13 protein-coding genes are annotated in these 13275 nt (G+C 58.8%); 8 read left to right on the forward strand and 5 right to left on the reverse strand.

Annotated elements, in window-relative coordinates; genetic code table 11:
• Nucleotides 1–148: 148 nt before the first annotated feature.
• The 4 genes from GSR16_RS06015 (at nucleotide 149) to GSR16_RS06030 (ending at nucleotide 4426) form a co-directional block, all read left to right on the forward strand.
• On the forward strand, nucleotides 149–1096 hold the full coding sequence (locus GSR16_RS06015; protein ID WP_159875616.1) for a DMT family transporter: 948 nt from the start codon (nucleotides 149–151) through the stop codon (nucleotides 1094–1096).
• 427 nt (nucleotides 1097–1523) lie between these two features.
• Nucleotides 1524–2252: a pseudouridine synthase gene (locus tag GSR16_RS06020; RefSeq protein WP_159875617.1), complete on the forward strand. Its 729-nt coding sequence runs from the start codon at nucleotides 1524–1526 to the stop codon at nucleotides 2250–2252.
• Between the two features lie 74 nt (nucleotides 2253–2326).
• Nucleotides 2327–3301 carry an alpha/beta fold hydrolase gene (locus GSR16_RS06025; RefSeq protein WP_159875618.1) on the forward strand — a complete coding sequence of 325 codons (975 nt, stop codon included), beginning with the start codon at nucleotides 2327–2329 and terminating at the stop codon, nucleotides 3299–3301.
• A gap of 66 nt (nucleotides 3302–3367) precedes the next feature.
• Nucleotides 3368–4426: a hypothetical protein gene (locus GSR16_RS06030; protein ID WP_159875619.1), complete on the forward strand. Its 1059-nt coding sequence runs from the start codon at nucleotides 3368–3370 to the stop codon at nucleotides 4424–4426.
• Here the strand turns inward: GSR16_RS06030 and GSR16_RS06035 are convergent.
• Nucleotides 4418–4804, reverse strand: coding sequence for a putative zinc-binding protein (locus GSR16_RS06035; protein ID WP_159875620.1), 387 nt, complete (start codon nucleotides 4802–4804; stop codon nucleotides 4418–4420). The genes GSR16_RS06030 and GSR16_RS06035 overlap by 9 nt on opposite strands.
• Before the next feature lie 57 nt (nucleotides 4805–4861).
• A complete protein-coding gene (locus tag GSR16_RS06040) occupies nucleotides 4862–6079 on the reverse strand; it encodes an alkaline phosphatase family protein (protein WP_240902609.1) in 1218 nt (405 codons plus the stop codon).
• Between the two features lie 75 nt (nucleotides 6080–6154).
• On the opposite strand from GSR16_RS06040, the gene GSR16_RS06045 reads away from it, so the two are divergent.
• Nucleotides 6155–6502, forward strand: a complete 348-nt coding sequence (locus GSR16_RS06045; RefSeq protein WP_159875621.1) for a YkgJ family cysteine cluster protein — start codon at nucleotides 6155–6157, stop codon at nucleotides 6500–6502.
• Between the two features lie 220 nt (nucleotides 6503–6722).
• Here GSR16_RS06045 and GSR16_RS06050 read toward each other — a convergent pair whose 3' ends face one another.
• Both GSR16_RS06050 and GSR16_RS06055 read right to left on the reverse strand, forming a co-directional pair.
• Nucleotides 6723–7904 (reverse strand): acetyl-CoA C-acetyltransferase, encoded by a 1182-nt coding sequence (locus GSR16_RS06050; protein WP_159875622.1) that lies wholly within the window; start codon nucleotides 7902–7904, stop codon nucleotides 6723–6725.
• 82 nt (nucleotides 7905–7986) lie between these two features.
• Complete coding sequence (locus tag GSR16_RS06055; protein WP_205677554.1) at nucleotides 7987–9687, reverse strand: PHA/PHB synthase family protein; 1701 nt, start codon at nucleotides 9685–9687, stop codon at nucleotides 7987–7989.
• Between the two features lie 446 nt (nucleotides 9688–10133).
• Here GSR16_RS06055 and GSR16_RS06060 point away from each other — a divergent pair, with 446 nt between their 5' ends.
• The 3 genes from GSR16_RS06060 to GSR16_RS06070 are packed head-to-tail and all read left to right on the forward strand — an operon-like array spanning nucleotide 10134 to nucleotide 12433.
• Entirely contained in the window at nucleotides 10134–10787 is a 654-nt protein-coding gene (locus GSR16_RS06060) for a fumarylacetoacetate hydrolase family protein (RefSeq protein ID WP_159875624.1), read from the forward strand.
• Nucleotides 10784–11194, forward strand: a complete 411-nt coding sequence (locus tag GSR16_RS06065; RefSeq protein ID WP_159875625.1) for an RNA-binding S4 domain-containing protein — start codon at nucleotides 10784–10786, stop codon at nucleotides 11192–11194. The genes GSR16_RS06060 and GSR16_RS06065 overlap by 4 nt, the downstream gene beginning before the upstream one ends.
• A gap of 57 nt (nucleotides 11195–11251) precedes the next feature.
• Complete coding sequence (locus GSR16_RS06070) at nucleotides 11252–12433, forward strand: MFS transporter (RefSeq protein ID WP_159875626.1); 1182 nt, start codon at nucleotides 11252–11254, stop codon at nucleotides 12431–12433.
• Here the strand turns inward: GSR16_RS06070 and GSR16_RS06075 are convergent.
• On the reverse strand, nucleotides 12420–13199 hold the full coding sequence (locus GSR16_RS06075) for a helix-turn-helix transcriptional regulator (RefSeq protein ID WP_159875627.1): 780 nt from the start codon (nucleotides 13197–13199) through the stop codon (nucleotides 12420–12422). The genes GSR16_RS06070 and GSR16_RS06075 overlap by 14 nt on opposite strands.
• Between the last annotated feature and the right edge of the window lie 76 nt (nucleotides 13200–13275).

Below are 13275 nucleotides of genomic sequence, written 5' to 3' on the forward strand. Positions count from 1 at the left end.
GTGTTGCTTAATTTTTTGTATTATTGGTTTTTAATTTCAATTAATTTGAAAATAAAAAAGTTAAACAATTATTTTTTGTTTAAATTTGAACTTATGTGGTGTGTGGCTTGGGTAGAATCTACAGCAATTTCAAATTGTGCTCATCATCATGACGCGTATCGCTTCATCCCCTCGCTCTGCCTATATCCTGCTGGTGCTGACCATGCTGCTGTGGTCTACCAACTTTGTCATCGCCCGTGCCATTCATGGCCAGATCGGGCCTTTTGGTCTGGCTTTCGGGCGCTGGGCCATTGCTTTGCTCTGCCTGCTGCCCTTCGGTCTGCCACGGCTTGGCCGTGCCTGGCCGCTGCTGCGCCAGCAATGGCAGAAATTGCTGCTGCTGGGGGTGTTTGGCATCGGGCTGACCAATACGCTGGTGTATGTGGCAGTGCGCACCACCACGGCCACCAATGCTGTCATCCTCAATAGCGCCACCCCGATGATGGTGCTGGTGCTGGGCTCGCTGTATTTCCGGCAAAAGCTGGCGCGTCGGCAGTGGGCCGGCATGCTGGTGGCCATGGCCGGAGCCCTGTTGATTGTGCTGAAGGGCAATGTGATGGGCATGAGTACGATGCAGTTCAGTCGGGGCGATTTGCTGGTGCTGGCGGCGGGTTTGTGCTGGGCCGTGTATACCCTGGGGCTGCGTACCTTGCTGCCAGGGCTGGATGCACTGGTGATGATGATGGTGTTGTTGCTGGTGGGAGAGTGCATGCTGTTGCCTGCATTCGTGCAGGAAACCTGGCAGGCTGGCGGTTTTCACTTGCTGTCCCTGTCTGCCGGGGCGGCCTTGCTGTATCTGGGGATATTCCCTTCGGTGCTGGCTTTTCTGATGTATAACCGCGCCATTGCCCAGGTGGGGGCGGCCAAGGCGGCGGGTTTTCTCTATCTGATGCCGGCTTTTGGTGCGGTGCAGTCCATCCTGCTGCTGGGGGAGGAGTTGCACTGGTACCATGTAGCCGGTCTGGCGGCCATTTTTACCGGCATTGTGCTGGGTTCGCTCAGCCGTCGCTCTGTCAGCCGCCAGCAGGTGGCTGTGGAGCTATCCGCCGCCGACTGATGCGGTGTTGACTACGGATTTCTACGGATGGTTAAAAAAACAGCTTCCTACTAAAGTTACGTCTGTTGGCAGTGCCCGTACTTATTGGATCTCCTGCAGTACCTGCCAACCTCAATTTTGCTTTGTAGTTGAAGTACTTCTGGCTTTTGTTCCTCTTCAGTATTGGCTTTAGCTCGGCCCGGTGATTCCTCCCCGTTTCACCGGGCATTTTCTTGCCCGTCTTTTGCTCCCTGCTGTGTTTTCCCCTGCGGTGACCTCGTGTCAGGACTTGGCGCATGGTGGTAATCATGGTCAGTCTGCGGTCTATCCCCTACAATAGCGCCAGATCAACAGCGGCTGTGCCGGTGGTGACGTGCTGCCCGGGATAATTTTGCACTGGCAGTGCGCAACCGGTGCTACCCGCTTTTTTTATTACAGGATGCTTTACATGGAACCCGTACGCCTTTCCAAGCGGATGGCCGAACTGGGTATTTGCTCCCGTCGCGAGGCGGACAGCTATATCGAACAAGGCTGGGTCAAGGTAGACGGCGAAGTGGCCGTGCTTGGCCAGAAGGTGCTGCCGCACAACACCATTGAAGTGCTGAAGAAGGCACAGGATGCCCAATCGTCACGTGTGACCATTTTGCTCAACAAACCGGTGGGTTATGTGTCCGGTCAGGCTGAGAAGGGCTATCTGCCTGCTGTCACGCTGGTCAAGCCTGAAAATCACTGGTCGGAAGACCCCAGCAAGAAGCGCTTCATTCCGGCGCATCTGCGTGGCCTCGCACCGGCCGGGCGCTTGGACATCGATTCGGTGGGCTTGCTGATACTGACTCAGGATGGTCGGGTGGCCAAGCATGTCATTGGAGAAAATTCTACAGTCGAGAAAGAATACCTGGTTCGGGTGACTGGTGAATTGAGTGACCGTGGCCTGGCCTTGCTCAACCATGGCCTGTCGCTGGATGGCGAAGCGCTCAAACCGGCAGAAGTTGCCTGGCAGAATGAAGACCAGCTGCGTTTTGTCTTGCGTGAAGGCAAGAAGCGCCAGATCCGCCGTATGTGCGAGCTGGTGGGCCTGCGCGTGGTGGGGCTCAAGCGCATTCGCATTGGCAACATCAAGCTGGGTAATCTGCCCACCGGGCAGTGGCGTTATCTGCGTGATGACGAGATGTTCTGACCCTGTCAGGCCGGGTTTGACCGACGCAGTGCAACGGCGACCGGAGGTCGCCGTTTTGCATTGCAATATCCGGCTTGGATTTGTCGGGCGGGCATGACATCATCAAGGGCATGAACCTGATGCTGACGATAGTGCTGCTGGTATTTTCCAGTCTGCTGCTCCTGTGTTGTTTTCCCTCTGCTGCCGGCCAGTGGCTGTTACGTTGCAGTCTGTGGCTGGCGGGGTTTCGCAGCCGCCGGCTGTCTCTCCCGGATGGCGAGCTGGCTTATCTGGAAGGTGGTAGTGGCCACAGCGTATTGCTGATTCACGGCTTTGGCGGTGACGGCCCCACCAGTTGGGGCCGGGTGATGGCTGCGCTGGTCAAGCGCCACCACGTACTGGTTCCGGATTTGCTCTGGTTTGGTCGCAGCCATGCAACGGGTGAGCCGGCGCTACTGGCGCAGGCAGATGCACTGGAAGTGCTGATCCGCTCCTGCGTACCGGGTACGGTACAACTGGTGGGTTTGTCCTATGGTGGCTTTGTGGCGCTGGAGCTGGCACGGCGGATGCCGGAAAAGATAGGGCGGCTGGTCATCATGGCTTCGCCGGGCATGGCCTACACGCCGGATGACCAGCAAGATCTGCTGGCACGGGCGCAGGTGCAGACTGCCGAACAGCTGTTTGTACCAAGCGATGCCCAAGCCCTTGCCCGCATGATGGCGCTGGTGGGCAGTCCGCTGGCGCGCGCACCGCAGTACTTGCTCAGGGATGTCTGGCAATTCTATTACCGTGACCGTGCACCGCAGCTGCGTGCGTTGATGCAGGAACTGGCCACCGGCCAGCAGGCGCATGTCGAGCGCCTCAAGCAGCCGCTGACCATGCCGGCTGCGGTGGTGTGGGGGACGCAGGATGAAATTTTTCCCTTGCACATCGGTCAGCGCTTAGCCTTGCAGTTGGATGCACCGCTGATCACCATCGATGGTGGAACCCATGTCCTGCCCGTCGTGTCTGCCATAGAGACTGTGGCTGCCTTGCAGGATATTTTGCAGGTGACAACGCCGCAGACTTGATCCATGACCACTGCCGGGTACAGCATACCGGGCATACTACTGTTTTTGTTTGAGGGAGAGGTCCCAATGCTGGACTGGCTGTGGCAGAAACTGGGCCTGGATGAGGCTTCAAGGCAAAAGAAGGCTGATTTGCTGCATGCTATCGAGACAGTGATTGATGGCTGCGATGGTCGACTGCGATTGTTGCCAGGCTATCAGCAGCGTCTGCTCCCCGGAACCCGGCGTACGCTGGAATATCTGGCCGGGCTGCCCTGGCAGCGTATTGCGCCGCTGGAACTCTCCCTGCGCAGCTTTGCCACTGATCGCAGGCTGGGCCTGTTGTTTTCCAGCCCGCTCAGCCTGTTGCTGTGTCTGAAAGGCAGTGCTCCGCTGCAGTCGTTTTTTCTATCTGCCAGTCAGGGTGACGAAGCCTGGGCCATTATGAGCATGAGCCGCAGCGAAACCGTGCGCTTTGGCATGGTGGAGCACAATGGCGAAGTCCGTACTGATGTCGCCCAGCAAGTTGTCAGTTTCGACCAGCATCGCCTGATCGACCCCTCTGCCACTCCGGAGGATCTGCAACAGAGTACCCGTCACCATGGTCTTACCGTTCTGGTTGCCGTGATCGATCGTCGCATCAAGTTGCTGCAACAAATGCGGCTGGATTTACAGACCGAGCTGGAACAGCTTCAGCTAAAGCTGGCTACTTTCGGACAGGAGGGGCGGGTGGTGATTGATGCCACCGGAGGGTCTGGCACCCTGGCCCGTCTGCAGCCGGCTGATGCCCAGACCTTGCGTCAGCGCGAGGCCGAAGTGCAGCTGCAGTTACAGCCCCTGGCGCGACTGACCGAGCTGGATGGCATTCTTGACGTAGTACGCGAGGTACTGGAGCAGCCGGAAGGTTTTTTCCGTGTCGAAGCACAAACCATCTGCCTGAACCGCATGGGCGTACTGCATGATAGGGTGGATGCTGATGATGTGACTGCCCTCAGCTACGAGCAAGTGATACTGGGGCAGTTGCAGCCCATCTCCCGGGTGCTGATGCCGGTACATGTCCAGCGCCAGCATCTGCAAGAGCTGGAACAGCAGTTTGCCGAAGAGCTGGCCTCGCTGGAGCAGCAACAGTTGCAGAGTGGTTTATTCTGATTCTGTTTTTTTGTTGGCCAGTGCGTCGGCGCTGTCCCGGATCAGCGGCCACACTTCTTCTGCCTGGCTGATGGCATAAGCCTGGTGCTTGTATTTGACCACTCCCTGGTCAGACAGCAGCAATGCATGGTCGGCCTGCACTCCCGCCTGGCGCAGGCAGGCCTGCACACAGGAAAGACGGCATCCGTCCAATGCCAGAATGGGGCGACCGGATTGGGCCAGTTTAACCAGACCGGGCACACCGCCGCCAACACCGGCGATACAGGACATTTCCGCCAGACCTTCACGATCCAGGCGCAGCGCAAGATCATTAGCCATCTGGGCGGCGCTGGAGCAGCCCGAACAAGCGTAGACCAGAGGGAATTTATTGGATGTCATGCCTCATTGTGCGATGCATGGCAGGCTTGGCGGTATCAGCCGCAGGCATCAGAACGGCTACTCCTTCTGGGGGAGGCGCAGGATCAGTGGCACGTACATTTCCGCTGCGCTCACCCCGCCATGTTGGCCGGGCAGATGAAGTGGTTTCTCCTGCGGTAGGGTATCGCGGATGCTCCAGTCATCTTGTGCCAGCAGGGTGACATCACCGCAACGGCTTGCCAGTTGCGGATGTATGTTGCCCGGACCAAAGGCACCAGCCTCCAGCAACTGTCTGCTGTCCACTACCCAGCAAGCATGGCCTAGCTGCTGTCGGGCCAGACTGATGAAGGCGTCGCGCAGCCCCGGTTTTACGTGGCAGAACACCGCCCGGCGCTCGCCGGACAGGGGCTGGGTCAGCATGGCGTACAGTGCCGGGAAATCCTCGTCCAGACTGATCTGCCGTGCGCGCGGGGTATCGATAAAACCATGGTCGGCGGTAAGTAGGATGGCACTGTCGGTTTGGTCGGCAATGTCAGCCAACTGGGTAAAGGCCGCATCTAGCTGGGTAAACAAGGCTTGTACTGAGCGCGAGTGACAGCCCTGTCGGTGCATCAGGCTGTCCAATTGTGGCAGGTAAAGATAGTGGAAACCCGGTGCCTGATCTTGCTGCAGGCTGGTGGCCAACTGGGCAAAGGCATCCTCAACATCCCGATAGGCAGTACGCTTGATGTTTCCTGCATGGTGCAGACTGTAGGGAGAATCCGCAATGTAGTGTGGTTGCAGTATCTCTGCCTTCCGCCCCAGTTGTGGCAGCAAGGGTGGGCACACCAGCAACTGGCGTGCCAGTTGTTCCGGTGTTCGCGTACTTACGGCTGGATGCCGTACCGACATGGGCAAGGGAGCCACAATACTCTCTTGTCCGGCCTCCCTGGCCTGGCAATACAGATGCCAGCCAATCAGCCCGTGGCTGGCGGGGGAGTGGCCGGTCAGCAAGGTGGTGATGGCTGCTGCCGTAGTTGCTGGAAACACGCTGCTAAGGGTGGTTAGCTGATGACGGTACAGCATGCTGTCCGGGCCTAGTGTGTGCAGCTGCTGTTCGCCCAGACCATCAATGAGTATCAGTACCACATGCTGGTGCCGGGTGATACCGGACAGCCATGGCTGGTGTAGCCCGGCATGCCCGGTATGTGGGCCGCCCAGTTCGCGGCTCAGGCTGGCCATGAGATTGAGCAGGCTGCCACCCTGGTAATCGGGCCAATGGCTGCCGGGAAAGAGCATGGAGAGCGAAGAGGGCATGAAAACTCGCAATACGGCTGAAATCCACCCAGCTTACAGGCATACTGTGCCGACTTGAATCTCTGGTTTATCCGTATGTCCCAAGCCGAGCAAAACATCTGTCAGCGCTGTGGTGCCTGCTGTGCCGCCTTCCGGGTGAGTTTTCATTACTCCGAACTGGATACCGAGCCGGGGGGCTGCGTTCCGGCACGGCTGGCTGATGAGGAAACTGCCACCATCATGCGCATGCGTGGTACCGATTATGCCCGCCCGCGCTGCATTGCCCTGGTGGGCAAGGTGGGGGAATCGGTCAGTTGTGGCATTTACAGCGAGCGGCCTTCTCCCTGTCGTGAGTTTGGTGCTCGCGCCAGTATTGGCATTTATGAAGAAGCGTGTAATCGAGCACGGGCTCAAAACGGCTTGCCGCGTTTGCAACTGGACTAAAAGCCATATATTTTCACTGGGAATCGATGTACTGCCCGCTATGCTGAAAAAACGCTGTGTGCTGCAGGATAAATACCCTGCCGTCTTGCGTAATGTCTCCACCTCGGCCAGCCAGCAGAGCGGTTGACCGAAACTGCCCCGGCCAGTACGCCGGGGCTTTTTTGTGGCAATAAAAAACCGGGCATGTGCCCGGTTTTCTGTCTGGCTTCGGCTGGATCGATCAGCGGCGCTCAACTGCAAGTGCCACGCCCATGCCACCACCAATGCACAGGGTTGCCAGGCCTTTCTTGGCATCGCGACGCTGCATTTCATGCAGCAGGGTAACCAGAACGCGGCAGCCGGATGCACCAATCGGATGGCCCAGCGCAATAGCACCACCATTGACGTTAACCTTGTCCGCACTCCAGCCCAGTTCACGCGCCACACCCAGAGCCTGGGCAGCGAAGGCTTCGTTGGCCTCTACCAGATCCAGCTGTTCCACAGACCAGCCAGCTTTTTCCACGGCCTTGCGGGTGGCGGCAACCGGGCCGATACCCATGATTTCCGGTGCGCAACCAGTCAGGGCATAACCACGGATCACGGCCAGCGGTTTCAGGCCCAGCTGTTCAGCCTTGGCAGCAGTCATCAGCATCACGGCAGCTGCACCGTCATTGATGCCGGAGGCGTTACCGGCGGTCACGGTGCCATCTTTCTTGAAGGCCGGACGCAGTTTGGCCAGGGTTTCGGCGGTGGTGCCTGCCTTGATGTATTCGTCGGCATCAACAGCCAGCGGGTCGCCCTTGCGCTGCGGAACCAGTACCGGAATGATTTCGTCCTTGAACTTGCCGGCCTTCTGGGCTGCTTCAGCGCGGTTCTGCGAGGCCAGGGCCAACGCGTCCTGTTCTTCGCGGCTGATGCCGTATTTCTCAGCCACATTCTCAGCGGTGATACCCATGTGGTACTGGTTGTATACGTCGGTCAGACCATCGGCGACCATGGTATCCACCAACTGGGCATTGCCCATGCGGAAACCATCACGCGAACCTGGCAGAATGTGCGGGGACAGTGACATGTTTTCCTGACCGCCGGCAATTACGATTTCGGCATCGCCATTGGCAATGGCCTGGGCTGCCAGATGCACGGCACGCAGGCCGGAGCCGCATACCACGTTCAGGGTGGAGGCAGGAGTGGTGATCGGCAGGCCGGCCTTGATCACGGCCTGGCGGGCCGGGTTCTGGCCAGAGCCAGCAGTCAGCACCTGGCCCAGAATCACTTCACTGACGTCTTCCGGTTTTACGCCGGTCTGGGCCAGCAGGCCCTTGATGACGGTGGCACCCAGTTCGGGTGCCGGTACCTTGGACAGTGCACCACCAAAACTGCCTACGGCAGTGCGCAGGGCGGCAACAATCACGATTTCTTGCATAGCTAACTCTCCGTTATGGTTCTGCGGTGGGGGCTCCTGTCAGGAGCATGTGCCCGGCATGCATGTGCCGGGCATCGGGTGATTATTGCAGGCTGGCTACCGTGCTGGGCATGGCCTTGGCCAGTACATAAGTGCCAGGGGCGGCTACCAGAGCCGGGAACTCCTTGCTGCCTGCAGCTTTGGGAGCGGCAACTTTCTTGCCCGACTGCGGGGCCAACCAGTTGTCCCAGTCCTTCCACCAACTGCCCGGACGGCTTTCAGCATTTTCCAGCCATACTTCCGGGTCATCGACCAGATTTTCATTCACCCAGTAGTTACGCTTGTCCTTGGTAACCGGGTTGATGGAGCCGGCAATATGGCCGGACGCACCCAGTACGAAGCGGCGCGACGGTGCACCGGTCATGTACTTGATACCGGAGAAGGCGGACTTCCACGGTACGATGTGGTCTTCGCGTGCGGCAAACACGTACAGCGGAATATCCAGTTTGCTGATGTCGATGGGAATATCACACAGGGTGATGGCATTTTTCTTTACCAGCGCATTGTTCAGGTAGAACTGGCGCAGGAAGAAGGTATGCATTGGCAGGGGCAGGTCGACGGCGTCGTTGTTCCAGTACAAGAGGTCAAACGGGGCCGGGGTCTTGCCCAGCAGGTAGTTGTTGACCACGTAGTTCCATACCAGGTCGTTGGCGCGCAGGCTGGCAAAGGTGCGGCCGATTTCCTTGCCGCTGACTATGCCACCGCTGGCCAGCTTGGCTTCGCGGCTGGCGACCAGCTTTTCGTCGATGAATACCTTGATCTCACCCGGATCTTCATGGTCAACCAGCGAAGTCATGAAAGTGGCGCTGTCGATCAGTTTGATACCCTTGGCCTGCATCACGCACAGCGAGGTATTGAGGATGACGCCACCAACGCAGAAGCCCAGCGCGTTCATGCTTGGTTGCTTGGTGATTTTCTTGACGGTTTCTGCCGCGGCAATCACGCCTTTTTCGATATAGCTTTCCCAGGTGAAATGCTTCATTTCCGGTACGGCCGAGCGCCAGCTGATCAGGAAGACCTTGTAACCCTGGGCCACGAAGTGGCGCACCATGGAATTGTCCGGCTGCAGGTCCATCAGGTAGTACTTGTTGATGCAGGGCGGCACGATGAGCAGCGGTTTTTCGTACACCTCGGTGGTGGTGGGGGTGTACTGGATCAGTTCGATCAGCTCGTTGCGGAAAATCACTTCGCCCGGCGTGGTGGCGATATTCTTGCCGATGTCGAACTTGCTTTCATCCGACATCGAGATATGGCCCTTCTGGATGTCTTCGGCCATGTTCTTCATGCCTTCCACCAGGCTTTCGCCCTTGGTTTCCAGTGCCCGCTTGATGACTTCCGGGTTGGTCAGCATGAAGTTGGTGGGGGCCATCGCATCCAGGTACTGGCGGGTGGCAAAGGCCAGCTTTTCCTTGGACTCGTCTTCAAGCTGGGACTGATCGACCAGCTCGGTCATCCACTTGGATGTTTGCAGATAGCTTTGCTTGAGGAAGCTGTAGAAGGGGTGTTCGTTCCACTCCGGTGCGGCAAAGCGACGATCGCTGCCGGCAGCCGGTGCGGCGGCTGCCTCAGCTGGTTTCTGGCCGAGGAACTGCAGCCACATATTCATTTGCTGCTGGTAGAGATTGGTCTGCATGGCCAGCATCTGGTTGGTGTTGCTCACCATCTGGTTCCAGGCACCGGAAATGGGATTGGCAGCTGCGTCCAGTGGCATGCCGGCGGTCATCGAATTGACAAACTGCTGCATCCACTGTTGGTTAGCCTCTGAGAGGCTGGAGAAGAAACTCTCCAGGGAAGCGGTCGTGTCCTGAGTCAAGGTACATCTCCTTAACATGCCGTGAGAGGTGGGTGGATACGTGCTGTCCGGGGCGGTCGGGCGGTGCCGCCGCCGGGGTACTCGCTGACTGTAACAGGACTGTATGACAATTTCACCGGCTGGCGGTATGCCGGCCTGAAAAAATCCACGGTGGGTGCAGGGCTGTTGCGGCAATGCACAAATCATGTCCATGTCCTTAACCCAATGACACAGGGTTTGCCCTGTTTCCGCGTCATGTCATCGTCCTGAAGTTGGCAGGAGCGGGCTGCATGGTAGCAGAGATTCTGCCTTAAATGACGTTTGTATAATTAATGACGGCCTCCCGCCAGACGGTTACATCTGGGATAATCAGCAGCTTGAACCGGAAGGAGTGCACCATGGCGGTTGTCATGTTTGAAGGCGTGGAACAGAAAATTGGCAATATTTTCTGCATCGGTCGCAATTATGCGGCCCATGTGGCGGAGCTGGGAAATCAGCTGGAAGAGGAGCCGCTGGTGTTCCTCAAGCCTACCTCGGCCCTCACCATGAGCAGGCAGGATATTGCGCTGCCGGCCTATTCCTCAGACGTGCACCACGAGTGTGAGCTGGTCCTGCTGATCGGCAAGGGCGGCAATGACATTCCCGAGGCGGATGCCTTGTCCCACATCGCCGGTATCGGCATCGGTCTGGACCTGACCGCGCGCGATGTGCAAAGTGAGGCCAAGCAGGGCGGCAAGCCGTGGACCAAGGCCAAGGGCTTTCGCCATGCGGCCTGCGTGTCTGATTTTGTAGCGGCTTCCTGCTTCGACTTGGGGCAGCCATTCACCTTCAGCCTGCAGGTGAATGGGGAAACCCGTCAGCAGGGCGATACCAGCCTGATGCTGTATCCACTGGTCACCATTATCAGTTATCTGTCGCAGACTTACGGCCTGACGGCGGGCGATCTGATCTACACCGGTACGCCGCAAGGCGTGGCTGCGCTGCACGCGGGTGATGTGCTGCATCTGCAACTGGACGGTGTGGTGAGTGCCGACTGGACGGTGGCCGCATGAGCCGCCCGCGTGAGCAGGACGAAGACGACGGCAAGGTAAGGCTGGACAAGTGGCTATGGGCTGCGCGCTTTTACAAGACGCGCCAGCTGGCGCACGAGGCGCTGGAGCTGGGGCGGGTGCTGGTGAGTGGCGAGCGGGTGAAGGCTTCGCGCATCGTGCGCGAGGGTGATGAACTGTTGCTGCGCATCAACCAGCTGGAATACCGCATTACCGTGCTGCAACTGGCCACCCAGCGTCGTCCGGCCAAGGAGGCCGTGCTGATGTATCAGGAGGACGAAGCGAGCAAGGCTGAGCGCGAGGAGCGCATGCTGCTGCTGAAGGCAGAACATGCCAGCTTTCCGCATGGCGAAGGTCGCCCCACCAAGAAAGCCCGGCGGGATATTTCCCGCTTCAAGGGCAGCCTGTAATGACCATGTCACCGTTCCAGATTCCGGGCGGTGGCAGCTTTATCTGATTGTGTATTGATGTCTGCCTCATCTGCTGTTGCTGCTCCCTCCCTGCGTCCTTTCGCGCTGTTCTATTTTGCCTATTTTGCCTTTCAGGGTTTGTTCGGCCCGTTCTGGGGCTTGTATCTGGAGTCGCTGTCTTTCTCTGCCTTGCAGATTTCCGTGCTGATGGCACTGTCCACGCTGGCGCGTATCGTGGCACCCGGCTTCTGGGGCTGGCTGGCAGACCGGCAAGGGCGGCGACGGGCCATCATCATCAGCACCTCCTTGTGTTCGGCGCTGGCCTTTGCGCTGGTGGGGCTGGGTAATGGCTTCTGGTGGATTTTCATCAGTCTGGCGGTATCGCATTTCTTTTGGGCCGGGGCCTTGCCGCTGGTGGAAGCCAGCACGGCCTACCTGACGCGTGCCCAGCCGGGCCGCTACAGCCGGGTACGGGTGTGGGGATCCATCGGCTTTGTCTGCCTGTCCATGGTGGGCGGCTATGTGCTGGACCTGATCCATCTGGCCAATCTGCCCTGGGCCTTGTTGCTATTGCTGGTGTTCATTGTGCTGGCCGGCTGGTTCGTGCCGGATGTCAGCAATCCGCGTCATCATCAAACGGCCGGGCCGATCTGGCAGACCTTGCGCCAGCCACGCGTACTGGCCTTGTTTGCCTGTTGCTTCCTGATGGCTTATGCCCACGGGCCTTATTACACCTTTTATTCCATCGGCCTGCGCCATGCCGGTTATGACAAGGGTGCCATCGGCTTGTTGTGGTCGGTGGGGGTGATCAGCGAAATCCTGGTGTTCCTGCTGATGCCGCGCATCATGGGACGGTTTTCGCTGGAGCGGCTGATGCTGGCTTCACTGCTGATCGCCGTATTGCGCTTTGTGCTGATTGCCTGTGCAGTGGAGCAGCCGGTGCTGGCGGTGCTGGCGCAAAGCATGCATGCGCTGACCTTCGGCCTGCACCATGCCACCTCGGTGGGCTTGATTCACCGCCTGTTTGCCCAGCAGCACCAGGGACGAGCACAGGGTTTGTATATCATCGCCTCGTTTGGTGTGGGCGGCAGTTCTGGCGGTCTGGTTGGCGGTTTGTTGTGGCCGCACGGCGGCATGTTGCTGACGTTTGGCATGTCGGTAGTGGCGGCAGCGTTGGGCGTGCTGGTGTGCCTGCGCTGGTTGCGGCCGGAACCCTACGCCAAGCCTACAGCAGCATGATCAGCTTGAGCTCCGGTGCTGCTGCCAGATTCAGCGTCAGCTGCTGATACACCAGGCGGCCGCGCTGCGGATGGTTGAAGGCGCGCTCGCCGCCTTCGCGGCCTTGCACGTCATGCTGCTGCCACAGCGTATCGAATTCCGCACTGCCCTGACGCAGGGTATCCAGCCATTGCCGGATGCTGTTTTCCTCCAGTCGCTCGCCGGCATCAGCGCGAAACTCTGCCACCATGCGCCGCGCCCGTACCGGCCAGTCCTCCACCAGTTGGCGGGAGGCAGTTTGCAAAAACATGAAATCCAGCAAATTGTGCCGTGCCAGCGGCTGATCCAGCCAGCCGCTGAACAATTCGGCCGCCAGCGTATTCCAGGCCAGTGCATCCCAGTTGGCATCCAGTACATAGGCCGGCGCGGCAATCACATCTACCGCCGCGCTCAGGGCCTGACGCGATTGTGGGTTTCGCTCCGCCGGCCGCTCTAGCGGGTTTTTCAGTCCGGCCAGCTTGAACAGGTAATCGCGCTCGGCATGGGTCAGCAGCAGGGCATCGGCCAGCCGCGACAGCGTGGGGGCGGATACCGACTGGCTGCGCCCCTGCTCAATCCAGGTCAGCCAGGTGGGGCTGATGCCGCACAGTGCCGCCACTTCCTCACGCCGCAAGCCCTTGGCACGGCGTCGGCTGCCAGCTGGCAAGCCAGCCTGCTGCGGGCTGACCCGTTCACGATGGGCGCGGATGAATTCGCCTAGCGGGCTGGTGGTTTTACTCTGGCTCATGTTGATTCCTGATTGAATTTCCACTTTAACGTAGTAGTGCTAGTACTAGTATAAATGCTTATCTTGTACTAGGAAA

This window comes from Aquitalea denitrificans (genome assembly GCF_009856625.1).
Taxonomy (GTDB): Bacteria; Pseudomonadota; Gammaproteobacteria; order Burkholderiales; family Chromobacteriaceae; genus Aquitalea; species Aquitalea denitrificans.